Annotated in this window: 12 protein-coding genes and 1 pseudogene; 8 read left to right on the top strand and 5 right to left on the bottom strand. The window is 66.8% G+C overall.

The window, feature by feature from the left end; translation table 11 throughout:
• Positions 1 to 56: 56 nt before the first annotated feature.
• From ntrC to QC826_RS23315, 3 genes and pseudogenes are all read left to right on the top strand, one after another.
• Positions 57 to 1,594: pseudogene (gene ntrC / locus QC826_RS23325) on the top strand (nitrogen regulation protein NR(I)).
• A 94-nt stretch (positions 1,595 to 1,688) separates the two neighbouring features.
• Positions 1,689 to 2,654, top strand: a complete 966-nt coding sequence (gene corA / locus QC826_RS23320) for a magnesium/cobalt transporter CorA (protein WP_279762669.1) — start codon at positions 1,689 to 1,691, stop codon at positions 2,652 to 2,654.
• A 143-nt stretch (positions 2,655 to 2,797) separates the two neighbouring features.
• Positions 2,798 to 4,357, top strand: a complete 1,560-nt coding sequence (locus QC826_RS23315) for a DUF3369 domain-containing protein (protein ID WP_279762668.1) — start codon at positions 2,798 to 2,800, stop codon at positions 4,355 to 4,357.
• On the opposite strand, the gene QC826_RS23310 is transcribed toward QC826_RS23315, so the two are convergent.
• Positions 4,354 to 5,985, bottom strand: coding sequence for an NAD(P)/FAD-dependent oxidoreductase (locus QC826_RS23310; protein ID WP_279762667.1), 1,632 nt, complete (start codon positions 5,983 to 5,985; stop codon positions 4,354 to 4,356). The two genes, QC826_RS23315 and QC826_RS23310, sit on opposite strands and share 4 nt — an antisense overlap.
• 555 nt (positions 5,986 to 6,540) lie before the next feature.
• Between QC826_RS23310 and QC826_RS23305 the strand changes: the two genes are divergently transcribed.
• Entirely contained in the window at positions 6,541 to 9,429 is a 2,889-nt protein-coding gene (locus QC826_RS23305) for a TonB-dependent receptor plug domain-containing protein (RefSeq protein WP_279762666.1), read from the top strand.
• 116 nt (positions 9,430 to 9,545) lie between these two features.
• Here QC826_RS23305 and QC826_RS23300 read toward each other — a convergent pair whose 3' ends face one another.
• Positions 9,546 to 10,271 (bottom strand): 16S rRNA (uracil(1498)-N(3))-methyltransferase, encoded by a 726-nt coding sequence (locus tag QC826_RS23300; protein WP_279762665.1) that lies wholly within the window; start codon positions 10,269 to 10,271, stop codon positions 9,546 to 9,548.
• A 157-nt stretch (positions 10,272 to 10,428) separates the two neighbouring features.
• Between QC826_RS23300 and tkt the strand changes: the two genes are divergently transcribed.
• Together tkt and gap are read left to right on the top strand one after the other, a co-directional pair.
• On the top strand, positions 10,429 to 12,426 hold the full coding sequence (gene tkt / locus QC826_RS23295; RefSeq protein WP_279762664.1) for a transketolase: 1,998 nt from the start codon (positions 10,429 to 10,431) through the stop codon (positions 12,424 to 12,426).
• Between the two features lie 41 nt (positions 12,427 to 12,467).
• Positions 12,468 to 13,478: a type I glyceraldehyde-3-phosphate dehydrogenase gene (gene gap / locus QC826_RS23290; RefSeq protein WP_279762663.1), complete on the top strand. Its 1,011-nt coding sequence runs from the start codon at positions 12,468 to 12,470 to the stop codon at positions 13,476 to 13,478.
• A gap of 168 nt (positions 13,479 to 13,646) precedes the next feature.
• Here gap and QC826_RS23285 read toward each other — a convergent pair whose 3' ends face one another.
• Both QC826_RS23285 and QC826_RS23280 read right to left on the bottom strand, forming a co-directional pair.
• Complete coding sequence (locus QC826_RS23285) at positions 13,647 to 14,627, bottom strand: TonB-dependent receptor domain-containing protein (RefSeq protein ID WP_279766587.1); 981 nt, start codon at positions 14,625 to 14,627, stop codon at positions 13,647 to 13,649.
• A gap of 221 nt (positions 14,628 to 14,848) precedes the next feature.
• A complete protein-coding gene (locus tag QC826_RS23280) occupies positions 14,849 to 16,507 on the bottom strand; it encodes a TonB-dependent receptor plug domain-containing protein (protein ID WP_279766586.1) in 1,659 nt (552 codons plus the stop codon).
• 272 nt (positions 16,508 to 16,779) lie between these two features.
• Between QC826_RS23280 and QC826_RS23275 the strand changes: the two genes are divergently transcribed.
• Positions 16,780 to 17,211 (top strand): hypothetical protein, encoded by a 432-nt coding sequence (locus tag QC826_RS23275; RefSeq protein ID WP_279762662.1) that lies wholly within the window; start codon positions 16,780 to 16,782, stop codon positions 17,209 to 17,211.
• 113 nt (positions 17,212 to 17,324) lie between these two features.
• Here the strand turns inward: QC826_RS23275 and QC826_RS23270 are convergent, their stop codons facing one another.
• Positions 17,325 to 18,086 (bottom strand): YoaK family protein, encoded by a 762-nt coding sequence (locus QC826_RS23270; RefSeq protein WP_279762661.1) that lies wholly within the window; start codon positions 18,084 to 18,086, stop codon positions 17,325 to 17,327.
• Between the two features lie 242 nt (positions 18,087 to 18,328).
• Here QC826_RS23270 and QC826_RS23265 point away from each other — a divergent pair, with 242 nt between their 5' ends.
• A complete protein-coding gene (locus QC826_RS23265; protein ID WP_279762660.1) occupies positions 18,329 to 19,966 on the top strand; it encodes a SulP family inorganic anion transporter in 1,638 nt (545 codons plus the stop codon).
• Positions 19,967 to 19,982: the final 16 nt, after the last annotated feature.

Genomic DNA, 19,982 nt, shown 5'->3' with positions numbered 1-19,982 from the left:
GGGGCGGCGCCGAGTCCCTTGATTGAAGATCCATATTGCGGGATAGAGAACCACACATGAAGCCAATCTGGATAGTAGACGACGACGAATCGATCCGCTGGGTACTGGAAAAAGCATTGGCGCGGGAAAACCTCGCCACCAAGAGTTTCGCCAACGCGCGCGACGCCATCGCCGCGCTCGAGTTCGACACGCCGCAGGTGCTGGTGTCGGACATCCGCATGCCGGGCGACTCCGGCCTGGACCTGCTGGGCCTGGTCAAGTCGCGCTTCCCCGGCCTGCCGGTGATCATCATCACCGCCTTCTCCGACCTCGACTCGGCGGTGGCGGCCTTCCAGGGCGGCGCCTTCGAGTACCTGGCCAAGCCCTTCGACATCGACAAGGCCGTCGAGCTGATCCGCCGCGCCCTCGACGAGAGCCTGCGCGAGACCAGCGTCGAGTCCGGCCCCGCCGAAACGCCCGAGATCCTCGGCCAGGCGCCGGCCATGCAGGAGGTGTTCCGCGCCATCGGCCGCCTGTCGCAGTCGAACGTGACGGTGCTCATCACCGGCGAGTCCGGCACCGGCAAGGAGCTGGTGGCGCGCGCCCTGCACAAGCACAGCCCGCGCGCGGCGCAGCCCTTCATCGCGCTGAACACGGCGGCGATCCCCAAGGGCCTGCTCGAATCCGAATTGTTCGGCCACGAGCGCGGCGCCTTCACCGGCGCCCAGACGACGCGGCGCGGCCGCTTCGAGCAGGCCGAGAACGGCACCCTGTTCCTCGACGAGATCGGCGACATGCCCTTCGATTTGCAGACGCGGCTGCTGCGCGTGCTGTCGGACGGCCACTTCTACCGGGTCGGCGGGCACCAGCCGCTGAAGGCCAACGTGCGCGTCATCACGGCGACCCACCAGAACCTGGAGCAGCGCGTGCGCGACGGCCTGTTCCGCGAGGACTTGTACCACCGCCTCAACGTGATCCGCCTGCGCCTGCCCAGTTTGCGGGAGCGCCGCGAGGACATCCCCATTTTGGTGCGCCACTTCCTGGTGCAGAGCGCCAAGCAGCTCGGCGTCGAGGCCAAGCGCATGAGCGAGGCGACGGTGCAGTTCCTCAGCGGGCTGGACCTGCCGGGCAATGTGCGCCAGCTGGAAAACCTGTGCAACTGGATCACCGTGATGGCGCCCGGCCAGACCGTCGAGGTCAAGAGCTGCCGCCCGAGCTGAGCCAGGAGCAGGGCGGCCACGCGGCGGCGCCGGCCGGCCCGCCGGCCGGCCCGGCGGCCAACCCGGCGCCGGCCGCCGCCGAGGGCTACGCCGCGCTGCAGCACCACGGCACGGTGGCGCCCAGCGCGGAGGCGGCGGCCGGCCCGGCCGGCGCCGCGGCCGGGCCGGACGGCTGGCTGGCGCTGCTCGAGCTGCAGGCGGCCGGCATGCTCAGCGGCGGCCAGCAGGAGGTGATGGCGGTGCTCGGCCGGCAGTTCGAGTCGGCGCTGATCCGCACCGCGCTCAAGCACACCCACGGCCGCAAGAACGACGCGGCGGTGCGCCTGGGCATAGGCCGCAACACCATCACCCGCAAGATCGCCGAGCTGGGCATCGACGGCGCCAAGGACGACTGAGCCGGCCGGCGCGCGGCGGCGCCCACCGGGGCCGCGCTTTAGAGTAAGCTCTTGGCTGACCCCAGCCAGGGGCTTTTCTTTTTTTGGATTGCGTATGTTGATTAATTGTGTCGCCTACCACGATGGGCAAAAGCTGGCCGACATCCCGGTCGAGGAAATCAGCGACTACATGCTGCGGCCCGACTGCTTCGTCTGGGTGGCGCTGCGCGAGGCCGAGCCGGCCGAGCTGTCGGTGATGCAGGAGGAGTTCGGCCTGCACGAGCTGGCCGTCGAGGACGCCAGGCGCGGCCACCAGCGGCCCAAGATCGAGGAGTACGGCGACTCGCTGTTCGTCGTCGTCAAGACGGTCGAGCTGAAGGACGACGCGCTGCTGGTGGGCGAGGTCGACATCTTCGTCGGCCACAACTACGTGCTGTCGGCGCGCAACAACTGCTCGCAGGGCTTCCTCGGCGTGCGCGCCCGCGCCGAGCACGAGCCGCACCTGCTGCGCCAGGGCCCGGCCTTCGTGCTGTACGCCCTGATGGACGCCGTGGTCGACCGCTACTTCCCGGTGGTCGACGCGCTCGAGGGCGAGCTCGAGCTGATCGAGGAGCGCATCTTCATCCACGGCTCGCAGCGCGACAACATCGAGCGGCTCTACGCGCTCAAGCGCAAGGTGATGACGCTGCGCCACGCCGTCGCGCCGCTGCTCGACGCCGTCGGCAAGCTGCACGGCGGCCGCGTGCCGGCGCTGTGCCACGACACCCAGGAATACTTCCGCGACGTGCACGACCACCTGCAGCGCATCAACGGCACCATCGACGCCATCCGCGACACCATCAGCACGGCGATCCAGGTCAACCTGTCGATGGTGGCGATCGACGAGAGCGAGGTCAACAAGCGGCTCGCCGCCTGGGCGGCGATCTTCGCCATCTGCACCGCCTTCGCCGGCGTGTGGGGCATGAACTTCAAGTTCATGCCCGAGCTGGAGTGGCACTACGGCTACCCGGCGGCGGTCGCGGTGATGGTCTCGGTGTGCTGCTACCTGTTCTACCGCTTCAAGCGCTCGGGCTGGTTGTAGCGGCCGCGCAACGCCGGCGCGGCGCGTCCGGCGGGCTCTCATCGGGCACTCATCGGGCAATGTTAGTTGCCGCCGAAAACGAAAGGCCGCGTCCGCTTGGAGGTACAATCGAGCATACCGGACGGCTGCCGACGGAGGATGCGATGAACGACGACTTGTTGTTTGAGGACGAGGACGAGGACCCGGGCCAGGACTCGGCGGCGGCGGCCGGCGCGGCGCCGGCGCCGTGGCAGGTGTTGATCGTCGACGACGAGCCGTCGGTGCACCAGGTGACCCAGCTGGTGATGGCCGACTTCAGCTTCGACGGCCGCCGCGTCCACTTCACCGACTGCTACTCGGCCGCCGAGGCGCGCGCCGTGCTGGCGCGGCCCAACCAGTTCGCCCTGATCCTGCTCGACGTGGTGATGGAGAGCGAGCACGCCGGCCTCGACCTGGTGCGCCACATCCGCGAGGAGCTGCGCAACAGCAACGTGCGCATCGTGCTGCGCACCGGCCAGCCGGGCCAGGCGCCGCAGGAATACGTGATCCGCAGCTACGACATCAACGACTACCGCGAGAAGACCGAGCTGACCCACGGCAAGCTGAGCACGGTGTTCTATTCCGCGCTGCGCGCCTACCGCGACCTGATGCGCCTCGAGCGCGCCCGCAACGGCCTGCGCCGCTCGATCGACGCCATCACCCAGGTGTGCGACTCGCACAACCTGCGCAGCTTCTGCTCGGCGGTGCTGGAGCAGGCCAGCGTGCTGCTGGGGCGCGACGGCGAGGGCATCTGCGCCAGCCGCGTCAACGCCTTCGCCGCCGCCCGCATGGACGGCGGCCTGAAGGTGCTGGCGGTGACCCGGGCCTACGCCGACTGCCGCGCCGAGCAGCGCCTCGACGAGCTGCCGCCGGCGGTGCGCGAGGCCTTCGCCCGCTGCATGCGCGAGCGCCGCAACCACCACGGCGAGCTGTACTACGTGTGCTACCACCGCACCCGCGACGACAGCGAGAGCTTCCTCTACATGGCCTTCGCCGAGCCGATCGGCGTCGAGGAGCACGAGCTGCTGGCGGCCTTCTCGGCCAATGTCGCCATCACCTACGAGAAGCTGCTGCAGCGCGAGGACAGCGCCGCCACCCAGGACGCCACCCTGGCCATCCTCGGCGAGGCGCTGGAGCGGCGCGCCGCCGGCGAGGGCCGGCACGTCCAGCGGGTCGGCCTGATCGCCGCGCTGCTGGCCGGCGCCGCCGGCATGAGCCCGGCCGAGGCCGAGCAGCTCAGACTGGCCGCGCCGCTGCACGACTGCGGCCACGCCGGCGTGCCGGACGCCGTGCTGCACCAGCCGGGGCCGCTGTCGGCGGCGCAATGGCTGGTGATGCGCGGCCATTGCGAGACCGGCCGCGCCATGCTGGCGCGCTCGGCGCGCCCGCTGTTGCAGCTGGCCGCCAGCATCGCCCACGAGCACCACGAGCGCTGGGACGGCGCCGGCTATCCGCGCGGCCTGGCGGGGCAGGAGATCAGCCTGGCCGGGCGCATCGTCGCGCTGGCCGACTGCCTCGACGCGATGCTCTGCGCGCGCCCCTACCGCCCGGCGGCCAGCCTGGAGCAGGCGCTGGCCCAGGTGCGCGCCGACAGCGGCACGCGCTTCGCGCCCGATCTGGCGGCGCTGCTGCTGCAGCAGGAGGCGGCGTTGCGCGAGCTCTACCGCCGCCTGCCGCCCGACTAAACGGCGGCCATCGACAGCGCCACCGCCTCGGCCACCTTGATGCCGTCGACGCCGGCCGAGAGGATGCCGCCGGCGTAGCCGGCGCCCTCGCCGGCCGGGAACAGGCCGCGCGTGTTCAGGCTTTGCAGGGTGTCGTCGCGCCGCTTGATGCGGATCGGCGAGGAGGTGCGCGTCTCCAGCCCGGTGAGCACGGCGTCGGCCTTGAAGTAGCCCTTGATCTGCTTGTCGAAGGCGGGGAAGGCCTCGCGCAGCGCCGTCACGGCGTACTCGGGCAGGGCCAGCGCCAGGTCGGTCAGGTGCACGCCCGGCTTGTACGAGGGCACCACGGCGCCGAACGCGGTCGAGGCGCGGCCGGCGACGAAGTCGCCCATCAGCTGGCCCGGCGCGCTGTAGTCGCCGCCGCCCAGCTCGAAGGCCTTCTCCTCCAGCCGGCGCTGCAGCTCGATGCCGGCCAGCGGGTGGCCGGGGAAGTCCTGCTCCGGCGTGATGCCGACCACGATGGCGCTGTTGGCGTTGCGCTCGTTGCGCGAATACTGGCTCATGCCGTTGGTGACCACCCGGCCCGGCTCGGAGGCCGCCGCCACCACGGTGCCGCCCGGGCACATGCAGAAGCTGTAGACGGCGCGCCCGTTCGAGGCGTGGTGCACCAGCTTGTAGTCGGCCGCGCCGAGGATCGGGTGGCCGGCGCTGGGGCCGAAGCGGCAGGCGTCGATCAGCGACTGCGGGTGCTCGACGCGGAAGCCGATCGAGAACGGCTTGGCCTCGATGTAGACGCCGCGCTGGTGGAGCATCTCGAAGGTGTCGCGCGCGCTGTGGCCGATGGCCAGCACGACGTGGCGGGTGGCGATCCTCTCGCCGCCCTCGAGCGTCAGGCCGCGCACCTGGCCGCCGTCGGCGCCGGGCTCGATCTCGATGTCGACCACCTTGCTGCCGAAGCGGTACTCGCCGCCCATCGCCTCGATGTTGGCGCGCATCTGCTCGACCATCTTGACCAGGCGGAAGGTGCCGATGTGCGGCTTGCTGACGTACATGATCTCCGCCGGCGCGCCGGCCTTGACGAACTCGGTGAGCACCTTGCGGCCGTAGTGCTTGGGGTCCTTGATCTGGCTGTACAGCTTGCCGTCGGAGAAGGTGCCGGCGCCGCCCTCGCCGAACTGCACGTTCGACTCGGGGTTGAGCTCGCGCTTGCGCCAGAAGCCGAAGGTGTCGACGGTGCGCTCGCGCACCTCCTTGCCGCGCTCGAGGATGATCGGGCGCAGGCCCATCTGCGCCAGCACCAGCGCGGCGAACAGGCCGCAGGGGCCGCTGCCGATCACCACCGGGCGCTCGTTGTGGTCGTGGCCGGCCGGCAGCTCGCCCTTGGCGACGAACTTGTAGCCGGTGTCGGGCGAGGGCATCAGGTGGCTGTCGTGCGGCAGCCGCGCCAACACGCCGGCCTGGTCCTTGACCTCGACGTCGAGCGAGTAGATCAGCACGATGGCGCTGCGCTTGCGCGCGTCGTAGCTGCGCTTGAAGACGCTGAAGCCGAGCAGCTCGGCGGCGGGGATCTGCAGGCGCGCCAGGATGGCGGCGGGCAGCTCGGCCTCGCCGTGGTCGAGGGGGAGTTTTACTTCGTTGAGTCGCAACATGGTGGTCGATCCGAAAAATTGCCGGGCTCCGTAGTTAGCGGAGAGTCTGCGCGCGCGCCGGCGGCCGCGACCGTGGGCGCGCGTCGATCCGCTATTTTACCCGCATCGCCGGGCGCCGCCATCCCCGGCCGGCGCGGCGGCGCTGCCGGCAACTTGCTTTGTGCAAGTGTTGTAAATTGGGGAATGTTGAAATAATCGGCTGATTTTTTACGTAACATTGCCATACATCATAGTTATACTTGAACGGGCTCGTCAAAAGGTTCGTGGACGGGCCTTGCCGCCGCGGCGGCAAGACTCCGCGTCATTCGGATGTCACAATCGCGGATGTTGCATTTCACACACTGTTGTTTATTGGATGAATTGACATCCTTCATTTATTGACAAGCATCAACGTAAGATGGTCTGATACATCGCGTTACACGGATCGGTGAAACATTTCCGCCAGCCACCCACAAGGTGGGGCGGTCGGCAGCTCGCCGTATCAAAAGACTCAAGAACTATACTTCGTGCCTGACTTTGAGCGGCTGGCAACAGTATTTACATATCGGAGAACACATGCACCAACGTACCAAAATCGCCGTCGCAGTGGCCCTGGCCCTGAATTCGATCGCGGCTTTCGCGCAACAAGCCGACGCGCCTCAGCGCGTCGAGATCACCGGTTCGCGCATTCGCGCGGTCGACACCGAGACCGCCCAGCCGATCCTGAAAATTTCCCAGGCGCAAATCCAAGCCGCCGGCCTGATCACCGTCGGCGACATCCTGAACCAGATGACCTCGGCCGGCGGCGACCCGGCGTTCAGCAAGGGTTCCTCGCTGAGCTCGAACCGCGAAACCGGCGGCCAGTACGCCGACATGCGCAACCTCGGCTCGCAGCGCCTGCTGGTGCTGGTCAACGGCAAGCGTTGGACCCAGTCGGTCGACGGCTTCACCGACATGTCGACCATCCCGACCTCGATGATCGATCGCCTGGAGGTGCTGAAGGACGGCGCCTCGGCCATCTACGGCTCGGACGCCATCGCCGGCGTGATCAACGTGATCCTGAAGAAAAGCATGGAAGGCGGCAACCTGAGCATCTACGCCGGCAAGAACGAGAAGGGCGACGGCCAGGCGAAGGACTTCTCGCTGACCTACGGCGCCGGCAACGACAAGGCCTCGCTGATGTTCGGCCTGACCCACAGCTTGACCGATCCGGTGTGGGCCAAGGAACGCGAGATCACCCGCTTCTCCAAGGGTCCCGACCACCATAAATCCGGCCTGGGCACCAGCCCTTGGGGCCGCATCCGGCCGGTCAACCCAGACGGCTCGGTAAACACGGACGGCTTCAACCATATCCTGAACCACACCGGCAGCTATGACGGCGTCGGCGTCGGCGCCGACTCGCGCAACCCGGCCAACTACCACCCGTACACCGGCGCCGAGCAGGACGCCTTCAACTCGGCCAGCCAGATGATGTACATCATGCCGAACAAGCTGACGTCGATCTTCACCAAGGGCACGATACAGTTGCCGATGGACATGCGCTTCACCACCACCGCGATGTACGCCAAGCGCGACTCGTCGCGCCAGGTCGCCGGCTATCCGCTGAGCAGCGGCACCCAGGCCACCTATCCGGTGTATCTGGACAAGGACAGCTACTTCAACCCCTACGGCAACCAGGTGGCCGGCGCCGGCAAGGGCCAGGACCTGTTCTTCTACCGCCGCACCGTTGACGTGCCGCGCGTCAGCGAAAATAGCAACCAGACGCTGCACATCGACGCCACCCTCGAAGGCGAGCTGAACCTGCGCGGCCTGCCGTGGAACTGGAGCGTCGGCTACAACCACAGCGCCATCAACGGCACCAACGTCAACACCGGCAACCTGAACCTGCCGAACCTGAAGAAGGCCGTCGGCCCGTCGTTCCGCAATCCGGCCGGCGTGATCCAGTGCGGCACTGCGGCGAGCCCGATCCCGCTGGCCGAGTGCACCCCGTTCGACATCGTCGGCGGCCCGTCCGCCGCCACCCCGGCCGCCTTGAACTATGTCATGTCGACCGGCCAGGCGACCTACGGCAGCACCGTCAACAGCGCCACCGCCGACCTGAGCGGCGAGCTGTTCACGCTGCCGGCCGGCGCCCTCGGCGTCGCCGGCGGTATCGAGCGGCGCGAAGTGCGCGGCTACGACCGTCTGGGCCAGTTCGAGCAGTCCGGTCTGTCGACCGACCTGGCCGGCCTGTCGACCAGCGGCGGCTACACCGTCAAAGAGGCTTACCTGGAAGCCAACATCCCGCTGCTGAAGGGTGTGCCGTTCGCCGAGCTGCTGAGCGTCGACTTCGCCAGCCGCTATTCCGACTACAGCAACTTCGGCACCACCACCAACAACAAGGCCAGCTTCATGTGGAAGCCGGTGAAGGACATGTTGGTGCGCGGCACCATCGCCGAGGGCTTCCGCGCCCCGACCGTGGGCGACACCTTCGGTGGCGGCTCGCAATCGTATGACGATTACGCCGACCCTTGCGACAGCAAGGACGGCGACGCCGCCTCCAGCCCGGCCACCGCGGCCCGTTGCGCCGCCGCCGGCGTGCCAGCGACCTACCGCCAGCTGAACCAGGCCGGCCAGCCGGTCGGTTCGGGCGGCGGCCAGTCGACCGTGCCGTTCATGAGCGGCGCCGGCAATGCCGACCTGAAACCAGAGACCGCGCTGACCCGCACCCTCGGCTTCGTCTACAACCCGTCCTTCGTGCCCGGCCTGACCATCGGCCTCGACTGGTTCTACATCAAGATCAGCAACCGCATCAATGCGGTCGAGTCGACCTACACGGCCAACCAGTGCTACGTCAGCGGCGTGCAATCGTTCTGCGACAAGATCAAGCGTGATCCGGTCTCGGGCATGATCACCAGCCTGTCGCACGGCAACGCCAACATGGGTCAGCTGTCGACCGAGGGCGCCGACCTGGCCCTGAGCTATCGTCTGCCGAAGAACGCCTACGGCCAGTTCAACCTGCGTTCGGAGTCGACCTACGTCGCCTCCTTCAAGGAGAAGTCCACCGACGACGCGGATTGGATCGGCTACGCCGGCGAGTTCGCCAACAACCGTCTGAAATCGAGCTTGAGCCTGGATTGGTCCTTGGGTAACTGGGCGGCCACCTTCACCACCCGCTACTACAGCGCCTTGCGTGGACACTGCTTCAGCGCCACCGTGGAGTGCAGCAATCCCGGCGCCAAGGCTAGCTGGGGCACCAACTACAACAAGGTCAAGGCCACCACCTACAGCGATTTGAACGTCAGCTACAAGACGTCGTGGAAGGGCCAGATCATGGTTGGCGCCAACAACCTGTTCAACAAGAAGCCGGTCATCAACTATGACGCCGGTTCGGGTGTCGACAGCGGCCCGTCGTCGTCGTCGTCGGTAGATCCTAACCTGCCGATCGATCGTTTCTTCTACGCTCGCTACAACCAGTCGTTCTAATCGCCAACGGCCGCGATGCTGAACGGAACGCGTAAAAAAACCCGCCGGATGCGAATCCGGCGGGTTTTTTCTTGTCCGCGGCGGGCGCCGTGGCGCCGCCGCGGTTTGGCCCCGGCCTAGACCTGGCCCCAGCAGGCCGCCAGCGTGGCCAGCGCGGCCAGGCCGGCCGTCTCGGTGCGCAGGATGCGCGGCCCCATGCCCAGCGCCAGCGCGCCGTGGGCCAGCGCGGCGTTCTCCTCGTCCTCGCTCAGGCCGCCCTCCGGGCCGACCACCAGCGTCACCGCCTGCGGCCCCTGGTGGCGCGCCCAGTCGGCCAGCGACTGGCCGCCGCGCGGCGACAGGACGATGCGCTTGTGCATGTCCTGCTGGGTGATCCACTGCTTGTAGTCCTGCAGCTGGCCCAGCTGGGCCAGGCGGTTGCGCCCGCTCTGCTCCGAGGCCGAGACGATGATGCCCTGCCAGTGCGCCAGCCGCTTCTCGGCGCGCTCGGCCGACAGGCGCACCACGCAGCGCTGCGCCGCCAGCGGCACGATGCCGGAGGCGCCCAGCTCGACCGCCTTCTCGACGATCCAGTCCATCTTGGCCGCCTCCGGCAGCGCCTGCGCCAGCGTCACGGCGAAGGGCAGTTCGACCTCGCGCGGATGGTGCGCCTTGACCTCGGCGCTGACGCTGCGTTTGGCGATGTTGTCCAGGGTTGCGCTGTATTCGCCGCCGTCGCCGTTGAACAGCGTGACGATCTGGCCCGGCGCCAGGCGCAGCACCTGGACGTGGTGGGCCACCGCCTCGGGCAGGGTAACGATGGCGCCGACGGCGAGCGGCGCGGGGCAGTAGAAACGGGGCATGCGGGTATCCTGATGTCTGGTGGGCACTACTTTTGCAGCGCAATTTTAATTGGTGGACACTTGGTCTGGTAAAATACTTAGTTCAGCAAGCAGGAAGTTTGCGTGAGCAACGAACCTGCGTTGCCCCCAGTTTCCATACTTTCGTGATTGACCAACGATGAACTCTACGCTCCCGACCACCAAAATGGCTAACGCGATCCGCGCGCTGGCAATGGACGCCGTCCAGAAGGCCAATTCCGGCCACCCAGGCATGCCGATGGGCATGGCCGAGATCGCCGTCGCCCTGTGGAGCGGCCACTACAGCCACAACCCGGCCAATCCGAAGTGGATCAACCGCGACCGCTTCCTGCTCTCCAACGGCCACGGCTCGATGCTGCACTACGCGCTGCTGCACCTGTCCGGCTACGCCGTGACGATGGACGACATCAAGGCCTTCCGCCAGATGCACTCGAAGACCCCGGGCCACCCGGAGGTGGACGTCACGCCGGGCGTGGAAACGACCACCGGCCCGCTGGGCCAGGGCATCGCCAACGCCGTCGGCATGGCGCTGTCGGAATACCTGCTGGCCAGCCAGTTCAACAAGCCGGGCTTCGACATCGTCGACCACCACACCTACGCCTTCGTCGGCGACGGTTGCCTGATGGAAGGCATCTCGCACGAGGTGTGCGCGCTGGCCGGCACCCTGGGCCTGAAAAAACTGATCGCCCTGTACGACGACAACGGCATTTCGATCGACGGCAAGGTCGAGGGCTGGTTCACCGACGACACGCCGAAGCGCTTCGAAGCCTACGGCTGGAACGTGATCCGCGCCGTCGACGGCCACGACGTGGCCGCCGTCTCGGCCGCCATCGCCGCCGCCAAGACGGCCGACAAGCCGACCCTGATCTGCTGCAAGACCATCATCGGCAAGGGTTCGCCCAACCTGCAGGGCGGCGACAAGGTGCACGGCGCCGCGCTGGGCGACAAGGAAATCGCCGCCGTGCGCGAGTACATCGGCTGGGACGCCGCACCGTTCGAGATGCCCGCCGACGTCTACGCCGCGTGGGACGCGAAGGCCGCCGGCGCCAAGCGCGAAGGCGACTGGTCGACGCTGTTCGCCGCGTATGGCGCGCAGTTCCCGGCCGAAGCGGCCGAGTTGAGCCGCCGCATGCTGGGCGAGCTGCCCGCCTCCTTCGACGCCACCTTGGCCGCCGCCGTCGCCGCCTGCGTCGAGAAGAAGGAAAACATCGCCACCCGCAAGGCCAGCCAGAACGCCATCCAGGCGCTGGCGCCGTCGCTGCCCGAGTTCCTCGGCGGCTCGGCCGACCTGACCGGCTCCAACCTGACCAACTGGAAGGAGTGCGTCGCCCTGCGTTCCGGCCAGCCCGGCAACCACGTCAACTACGGCGTGCGCGAGTTCGGCATGAGCGCGATCATGAACGGCGTCACCCTGCACGGCGGCTTCATCCCCTTCGGCGCCACCTTCCTCACCTTCTCCGACTACAGCCGCAACGCGCTGCGCATGGCCGCGCTGATGAAGCTGCGCTCGATCTTCGTGTTCACCCACGACTCGATCGGCCTGGGCGAGGACGGCCCGACCCACCAGTCGGTCGAGCACATCTCGTCGATGCGCCTGATCCCCCACCTGGACAACTGGCGCCCGTGCGACACGGTCGAATCGGCCGTGTCCTGGGGCGCGGCGGTCAAGCGCAAGGACGGCCCGTCGACCCTGATCTTCTCGCGCCAGAACCTGCCCTACCAGGAGCGCACTGCCCAGCAGATCGCCGACATCGCCCGTGGCGGCTACGTGCTGCAGGACGCCGCCGACGCCAAGGCGATCCTGATCGCCACCGGTTCCGAGGTTGAGCTGGCCGTCGCCGCCGCCGCCGCGCTGGCCGCCGAAGGCATCGCCGTGCGCGTGGTGTCGATGCCGTCGACCGACGTGTACGACCGCCAGGACGCCGCCTACCAGGCCGGCGTGTTGAGCAAAGGCCTGCCGCGCGTCGCCATCGAAGCCGGCGTGAGCGCTTTCTGGTACAAATATGTCGGTCTGGAAGGCGCCGTGGTCGGTATCGACACCTTCGGCGAATCCGCCCCGGCGGGTGTGCTGTTCAAGCACTTCGGCTTCACGGTGGACAACGTCGTGGCCAAGGTCAAGTCTGTGCTGCTTGCGTAATTTTTATTGCTGGGTACCTTTTTTTTAATCAGGAGCAAAGTATGACGATCAAAGTTGCAATCAACGGTTATGGCCGCATCGGCCGCAATGTGCTGCGCGCTTTCTACGAAGGCGGTAAGAAGCAAGACATCCAGATCGTGGCCATCAACGACCTGGGCGACGCCAAGTCGAACGCCCACCTGACCCGCTACGATACGGCGCACGGCAAGTTCCCCGGCACCGTCACGGTCGAGGGCGACAACATGATCGTGAACGGCGACACCATCCGCGTGTTCGCGCAGCGCAACCCGGCCGAGATCCCATGGGGCGAGCTGGGCGTCGACGTCGTGCTGGAATGCACCGGCTTCTTCACCACCAAGGAAAAGGCCTCGGCCCACCTGAAGGGCGGCGCCAAGAAAGTCATCATCTCGGCCCCGGGCGGCAAGGATGTCGACGCCACCGTCGTCTACGGCGTCAACCACGACGTGCTGAAGGCCTCGGACACCGTCATCTCGAACGCCTCCTGCACCACCAACTGCCTGGCCCCGCTGGTCAAGCCGCTGAACGACGCGATCGGCGTGGAAACCGGCCTGATGACCACCGTGCACGCCTACACCAACGACCAGGTGCTGTCCGACGTGATGCATGAAGACATGCGCCGCGCCCGTTCGGCCACCATGAGCATGATCCCGACCAAGACCGGCGCCGCCGCCGCGGTCGGCCTGGTGCTGCCGGAGCTGAACGGCAAGCTGGACGGCTTCGCCATCCGCGTGCCGACCATCAACGTGTCGCTGGTCGACCTGACCTTCATCGCCAAGCGCGACACCACCGTCGACGAAGTCAACGCGCTGATGAAGGCCGCCTCCGAAGGCGCGCTGAAGGAAGTGCTGACCTACCAGACCGAACCTCTGGTGTCGATCGACTTCAACCACAACCCGGCCTCGTCGAACTTCGATTCGACGCTGACCAAGGTGTCGGGCCGTCTGGTCAAGGTATCGTCGTGGTACGACAACGAGTGGGGTTTCTCGAACCGCATGCTGGACACCACCGTGGCCCTGATGAACGCCAAGTAATCCAGCAGCCGACAGCCCCCCCCGTGGGGCGTGAAAAAGCCTCCCGCCAGCGATGCCGGGAGGCTTTTTTTATTCAAGCGGGGGCGCCGCGGGACGAAAAAAACGGCGAGACCAGGCTCGCCGTTGTGTTGGCGGGAGGCGCGAGCCGCCCGCCGTTTGCTGCCGCTGTTACAGGGTGCCGCGCACGCCCAGGTAGTAGCGGCGGCCGATGGCGTCGTACACGCTGGCGTTGGTTTCGGTGCCCGTGGTGCTGCCGTTCAGGCCACTGATGATCGGTGGCGCCTTGGCATCGAAGGCGTTGTTGATCCCCAGGTACAGTTCGACGCCCTTGGTGGCGGCGTAGGTGAACTGGAAGTCGTTGTAGGTCTTCGAACCGACCCTGACCGCGCCGGCCGGCAGGTCGTTTTGCTTCAGATACTGGTCTTCCATCGCCGACGGACCGGTGTAGCTGGTGGTCGAGGTGACACCGAAGGCGCCCCACTTGTAGGCCAGGTTGATCACCGCCTTGTTGCGGGCGTAGCCGATTTCACCGGTATCGTTGTCTTCCTCCGTGCCTTTCAGCGGGATGTCGTAGAAGTTCTTCAGATAGGTGTAGGCCAGGTTGGCGCTCAGGCGGCCCGGGCCGACCTTGTCCGCCCAGGCCACGGTGAAGTCGATGCCCTCGGTGCCGCGGCCGCCGTTGTTCTCCGAGTTGGAGTCGATGTAGCGGATCGCGCCGACGGTGGCGTCGCCGACGGTGCTGGTGCGGCGGGTGATGAACTTGCAGAAGCTCTTGTCGCCGCCGTAGCACTGGGCCAGGGCGACGTCGCGCGGGGTGCTGACGATGGCGTCGGCGATCTTGATGTTGAAGTAGTCCGCCGTGAAGGTGAACTTGCTCAACATTGGGATCGAACGCGGCGTGATGACCACGCCGAGGGTGGTCGAGCGGCCTTTTTCCGCCTTCAGCTTGGGATTGCCGCGGTCGTAGCCGCTGATGCCCTGCTGGTCCGGCTGGGTCAGGGTGAAGACGCCGCCGTGGCTGTTGATGTTGGCCAGCACGGTGGGGTCGTTGCGGCAGGCGACGGCGGTGGCGCTGGACATGGCCAGCGTGACGCCCTCGCACGGGTCGCTCAGGTCGGGCGGGAAGGTCTGGCTGGGCGGTTGGTACAGCTCGGTGACGTTCGGCGCGCGGGTCGACAGGGCGCGGGTGCCGACGGAACTTGATGTCCGACACGGGCGCCCATTCCAGGCCGGCGTTCCAGCTGTTGGTGGTGCCGACGGTCGAGTACTTGCCGTTGCGGAAGGCGCCGAGGAAGGACAGCGACTTGGCGAAGGGCTGGTCCTTCAGCAGCGGGATGCGGGTCTCGGCGAAGAATTCGCGCACGTTGAACTTACCCTCGGTCGGCGGAATCGCGTTGCCGCCGTTCAGGCCGGCCTGGGTCAGCGGGTCGGCCACGCTGCTCGAGGTCTCCTCGCGCCATTCGAAGCCGGCGGCGAGGCCGATCTTGCCGGCAGGCAGTTCGAAGAGCTCGCCGTTGACCGAGCCGCCGGCGATCTTCTGCGTGACGGCGGTGGCCAGCGAGGACGGCGCGATGATGTACTTCAGCGCCTCCGGGCTGATCGCGCCGGCGCCGAAGATGTTGACCGGAACGCAACCCTGGGCGCGCGCGTTGGCGTCGGAGCAGATCGGTTCGTTGCGGTCGTTGTTGTTGTTGATGTCGTTGACGTCGGCCACCGCCTCGAGGGCGTTGCGGAAGTTCAGCACGTTGACCTGGCCGGTCGAGCTCTGCGACTCCTTGGTCTTGCCGTAGACGAGGTAGGCGTCGTAGTTCCAGTCCTTGACCGTGCCTTTCAAACCGGTGGCGAGGCGGAAGGTGTCGCGCTCGGCGCCGCTGGTGCGGCCGCCCACCTCGGCCATGCGGCGGGTGAAGCTGTAGCGGCGCAGATTGTTGTCCGCCTTGTTGGGTTCGAGGCGGTCGTACAGGTATTGCGGCACCAGCGGATTGCGCATGATCTTGCCGCCGATCAGCAGATCGGCCGGCACCATGCCTTCGCTGGCCTTGTAGATGTCGCCCGAGGCGAGCGGGAAGGGTTCGATGTCGGTGCGCGTCTTGGTCGAGGCGAAATTGCCCTCGAAGTAGGCGCTGACCTTGTCGTTGAAGGTGTGGCTGCCGGTGGTGCCGATCAGGAAGCGCTCGGTCGGCACGGCGATGACGCGGTAGGCCGAGCGGTTGAAGCCGGTAGCCGGGCCGTTGGCGCCGTTGGTGTCGACCGGGATGATGTTGCCGGCGGCGTCGTAGGTGAACTTGCCGGTGTCGTGGAAGAAGGTGCCGGCCGGGATGAAGCCCGAGTAGAACGGACGGATGGGCACGAAGGCGCCGGAGGCGTCGCCCTTGTCGATCGAGGTGAACTGGTCGACGGCCGAGGCGGCGCGGTCGCGCGAGAACACCGCGCCCTGCTTGGAGTAGCCCAGGTGGCCCATGACGTTGCTGGCGCCGTCGGCGCTGCTGGTGCCGAAGGTCAGCGAGAGTTTTTTCTTTGAAGTCGTCGCCGTGCGAGCTGCGGCCGGTCTGGGCGTCGACCAGCACGCCGTTGAGGTTGCGTTTGAGGATGATGTTGACCACGCCGGCCACCGCGTCCGAGCCGTAGGTCGCCGAGGCGCCGCCGGTCAGCAGTTCGACCCGCTCGATGAAGTCGGTGGGGATGGTGTTCATGTCGACCGCGCTGCTGCCGGGCACGCCGGAGACGAAGCGGCGGCCGTTGACCAGCACCAGGGTGCGCTCGTCGCCGAGGTTGCGCAGGTTGATGGTGGTGACGCCGCCGCCCGAGGTCAGGAAGTTCGAGTTGGTGCGGCTCAGCGTCGGCGTGCCCATCGTCGGGTTTTTCTGCAGCAACTCCTGCAGGTTGGTGGCGCCGGAGGCGGCGATGTCGGCCGAGGTCAGGATTTGCAGCGGCGTGGCCGAGTCGGCGTTCGGGCTCAACAGGCGCGAACCGGTGACCTGGACTTTTTGGATTGTCTGCGGGGCGTCTTGGGCAAATGCCGCCTGCATGCTCAAGGCGATGCCGCCGACGCAGATCATGCGGACAGAGCGAGCTAAAACCGTTTCCTTCATCATTCCCAAACTCCTCAAAGATGTGTAGAGTATTTTTTTTGCCAACGTTGTTAAATTTTTTTAACGATGAACTGTACCCAGCAGGGATGGCGCTGTAAATACAAAAAGCTAACATTCGCTAAAAAGCAACAATATTTTTATTGAATTGATTTATTTGTATTTTTCTTGCCGGCCGCCGCAAGCAGCAGAGCAGGCGGCATGCCCCCGGCATGTTTCAACAGCAGAGGCGCGGCGCCAGCGCGGTTTCATTTTTTATACGCGGATGGCGTCGCCGGCGCAGTATTTCCGCACCGGCATGCCAGCTGCATATTCTAAAAGCGGTGTATTTCACCAGCGACGTGCGCGAATATGCGGAATATGCCTGGAGTGCTGCTGCGCTGCGGCCTGCCGCCAGCGGAATAATCGGCGGCGCGGCGCGGCGCCGCTGTCTCCCTGGCCTAGCCGGAAAATCGCGAACTATTCGATTGAGCAATATTTCGCCGCCGTCCAGATATGCCGAGTGGTTCTGGGGCCAGTATAAAAGTTACTGGCGCAATCGTTCCGCCTCGCGTCGCCATTTCCTTCCAGCCTCAATCTTGTTGCGCAACACCGCAAGGCGCGGCGGGCGAGCTAAATTATTGCTTATACGCGCCAAAAATTAGCATGGGAGCACTGTGCGGACGCGACTCTGCCTTGCCATTTGTATAGGCAACTGCACGGACGAACGATGTGAGGCGGCTCGGCGGGGAGGGCGCTGGCTGCTCGGGGGGGCGGCTCAGGACTGCTGGCGTTTCAGGCGCCAGCGCAGGCGCAGATCGTGGAATATCGGGCCGACGGCCATCACCGCCAATAGGGCGGCGGGGAATATCGTGGCGGAGAAACCGACGTGCTTAAAACCCAGCGCGCCGCTGACGCCGCCGATAAAAAAGAAACCGATCAACAAGGCGTGGACCCGCAATTTGATTCGGTTGGCGCGCACCTGCAATTCAGGCAGTTGCAGATGGTTGTAATAAAAAAGCTTGCCCAATTCTATTCCCATGTCGGTGGATAAGCCGGTGACGTGGGTGGTGCGGATGGTGGCGCCGGAGGCCTTGGTGATAATCGCGTTCTGCAGGCCCATAATAAAGCACAACAATAAAACCGTGACCGGCGCGAGAATATCGCCGAGTTCGGACAAATAGGTGCCGGCGACGCCGAAGGCCAGCAGCAGGCTGGCCTCGACCATCAGGCTGAGGGCGTACTCGCTGCGCAGGCGCTTGCGCCTGGCCCAGTTGATCATCAGCGCGGTGCTGGCGGCGCCGGCCAGAAAGGCCAGCCAGGCGGCCAGCGCGGCCAGGGCCAGGCTGATGTGGCCCAGCGCCAACTCGTCGGCCATGCTGGAGACGATGCCGGTCATGTGCGAGGTGTATTGGCCGATCGCCAGGAAGCCGCCGGCGTTGACGGCGCCGGCGACGAAGGCCAGCAGGCAGCCCAGATGCAGGTCGGACTGGCGGTTGCGGCGCCGGCTGCTCAGGCCGGAAATGTATTGCAGGGGCATGTTGCGGCCTCCAGGCGGCCGGGTTGCGGCTTCGGGTTGAACTGCGCGGCCAGCGACGGATGATCATCGCATGATAATGTGATTATAATCAGTTCCGGCCCGAACATAGCATCGCCGTCCCCGTCTGCGTTGGTAAACGCCACAGCGGGCGGCGCGGTCTTGCCATCGGCGCCATCGCCGATAGCGGCGGGGCCGCAATCGGGTGTACAGTCATAGCAAGCATACGCGCAAGCAAGGTTTCTATGATCAATGTCCTGGAGGCGGGGCGGGCCGGCCTGTTCACCCGCACGAACATTCTACCCAACATCGTGGCCGGCGCCGTGGTCGGCGTGGTGGCGCTGCCGCTGGCGATGGCCTTCGCCATCGCCTCCGGCGCGCGGCCCGAGCAGGGCCTGTACACGGCGATCATCGCCGGCTTCCTGGTCTCGCTGCTGGGCGGCAGCCGCACCCAGATCGCCGGCCCGACCGGCGCCTTCGTCGCCATCCTGGCCGTCATCACGGCGCGCTACGGCATCGACGGCCTGCAGATCGCCACCTTCATGGCCGGCCTGATGCTGTTGCTGATGGGGCTGGCCAAGATGGGCGGCGTCATCAAGTTCATCCCGGCACCGGTCGTGGTCGGCTTCACCGCCGGCATCGGCGTCATCATCTGGGTCGGCCAGTGGCAGTATTTCTTCGGCCTGCCGGCCGTGGCCGGCCTGCATTTCCACGACAAGCTGTGGGGCGCGCTGCAGGCGCTGCCGGCGCTGCACGGCAGCACCAGCGCGCTCGGCGTGCTGAGCGTGCTGCTGGTGTTGTTTTCCAATAAAGTCGCGCCGCTGCGCCGGGTGCCCGGCCCGCTGGTGGCCCTGCTCGGCGCCACCGCGCTGCAGGCGGTGTTCCAGTTCGACGGCGTGGCCACCATCGGCAGCGCCTTCGGCGGCATCCCGCGCGCGCTGCCGAGTTTTTCCCTGCCGGCGGTCAGCCTGTCGCGCGTGCTCGAGTTGATCGGGCCGGCCTTCACCATCGCCATGTTGGGCGCCATCGAGTCGCTGCTGTCGGCGGTGGTGGCCGACGGCATGGCCGGCACCCGCCACGACTCCAACCAGGAACTGGTCGGCCAGGGCCTGGCCAATATGGTGGCGCCGCTGTTCGGCGGTTTCGCCGCCACCGGCGCCATCGCCCGCACCGCCACCAATGTGCGCAACGGCGGCACCAGCCCGCTGGCCGGCATGGCCCACGCCGCCACCCTGCTGTTGATCGTGTTGTTCCTGGCGCCGCTGGCGGCCCACGTGCCGCTGGCCGCGCTGGCCGCCATCCTGTTCGTGGTCGCCTACAATATGAGCGAGCTCGGCCATTTTGCCCGCATGGTGCGCCGCGCCCCGCGCGCCGACGTGGCGATCCTGCTGACCACCTTCGTGCTGACCGTGTTCGCCGACCTGGTGGTGGCGGTCAACATCGGCGTGATCCTGGCGACGCTGCACTTCCTGCGCCGCATGGCCGCCTCGGTCGAGGTGCAGCAGATGAACCAGCAGCGGCTGGGGCCGGAGCTGGCCCGCCACGGCCTGCGCGAGCTGCCGGCCGGCATGCTGGTGTACGCCATCGACGGCCCCTTCTTCTTCGGCGCGGTGGAGAACTTCGAGCGCGCGCTGGCGCAGTCGCACACCGATCCGCGCATCCTGTTGTTGCGGCTGGGCCGGGTGCCCTTCATGGACATGACGGGCTTGCAGACGCTGCAGGAGGTGATCGGGAAATGGCAGAAGCGCGGCGTGCGCGTGATGTTGTGCGAGGCCAACGACAGGGTGAAGGGCAAGCTGGAGCGGGCCGGACTGATCGAACAGTTAGGCAACGGCAACTATGCCGACGATTTCGGCCAGGCGCTGGCGGCCGGCGCGGCCTGAACCGGCGCGCCGCAGG

It is taken from the genome of Rugamonas sp. DEMB1 (assembly GCF_029834475.1).
In the GTDB taxonomy this organism is placed as follows: domain Bacteria; phylum Pseudomonadota; class Gammaproteobacteria; order Burkholderiales; family Burkholderiaceae_D; genus Rugamonas; species Rugamonas rubra.
This window is presented reverse-complemented; position numbering and strand designations above follow the sequence as displayed.

Coding starts and splice junctions, on each gene's coding strand:
- corA (WP_279762669.1), top strand. CDS start 1,689: ATGTTGATTAATTGTGTCGCCTACCACGATGGGCAAAAGCTGGCCGAC.
- QC826_RS23315 (WP_279762668.1), top strand. CDS start 2,798: ATGAACGACGACTTGTTGTTTGAGGACGAGGACGAGGACCCGGGCCAG.
- QC826_RS23310 (WP_279762667.1), bottom strand. CDS start 5,985: ATGTTGCGACTCAACGAAGTAAAACTCCCCCTCGACCACGGCGAGGCC.
- QC826_RS23305 (WP_279762666.1), top strand. CDS start 6,541: ATGCACCAACGTACCAAAATCGCCGTCGCAGTGGCCCTGGCCCTGAAT.
- QC826_RS23300 (WP_279762665.1), bottom strand. CDS start 10,271: ATGCCCCGTTTCTACTGCCCCGCGCCGCTCGCCGTCGGCGCCATCGTT.
- tkt (WP_279762664.1), top strand. CDS start 10,429: ATGAACTCTACGCTCCCGACCACCAAAATGGCTAACGCGATCCGCGCG.
- gap (WP_279762663.1), top strand. CDS start 12,468: ATGACGATCAAAGTTGCAATCAACGGTTATGGCCGCATCGGCCGCAAT.
- QC826_RS23280 (WP_279766586.1), bottom strand. CDS start 16,507: ATGCAGGCGGCATTTGCCCAAGACGCCCCGCAGACAATCCAAAAAGTC.
- QC826_RS23275 (WP_279762662.1), top strand. CDS start 16,780: ATGTTTCAACAGCAGAGGCGCGGCGCCAGCGCGGTTTCATTTTTTATA.
- QC826_RS23270 (WP_279762661.1), bottom strand. CDS start 18,086: ATGCCCCTGCAATACATTTCCGGCCTGAGCAGCCGGCGCCGCAACCGC.
- QC826_RS23265 (WP_279762660.1), top strand. CDS start 18,329: ATGATCAATGTCCTGGAGGCGGGGCGGGCCGGCCTGTTCACCCGCACG.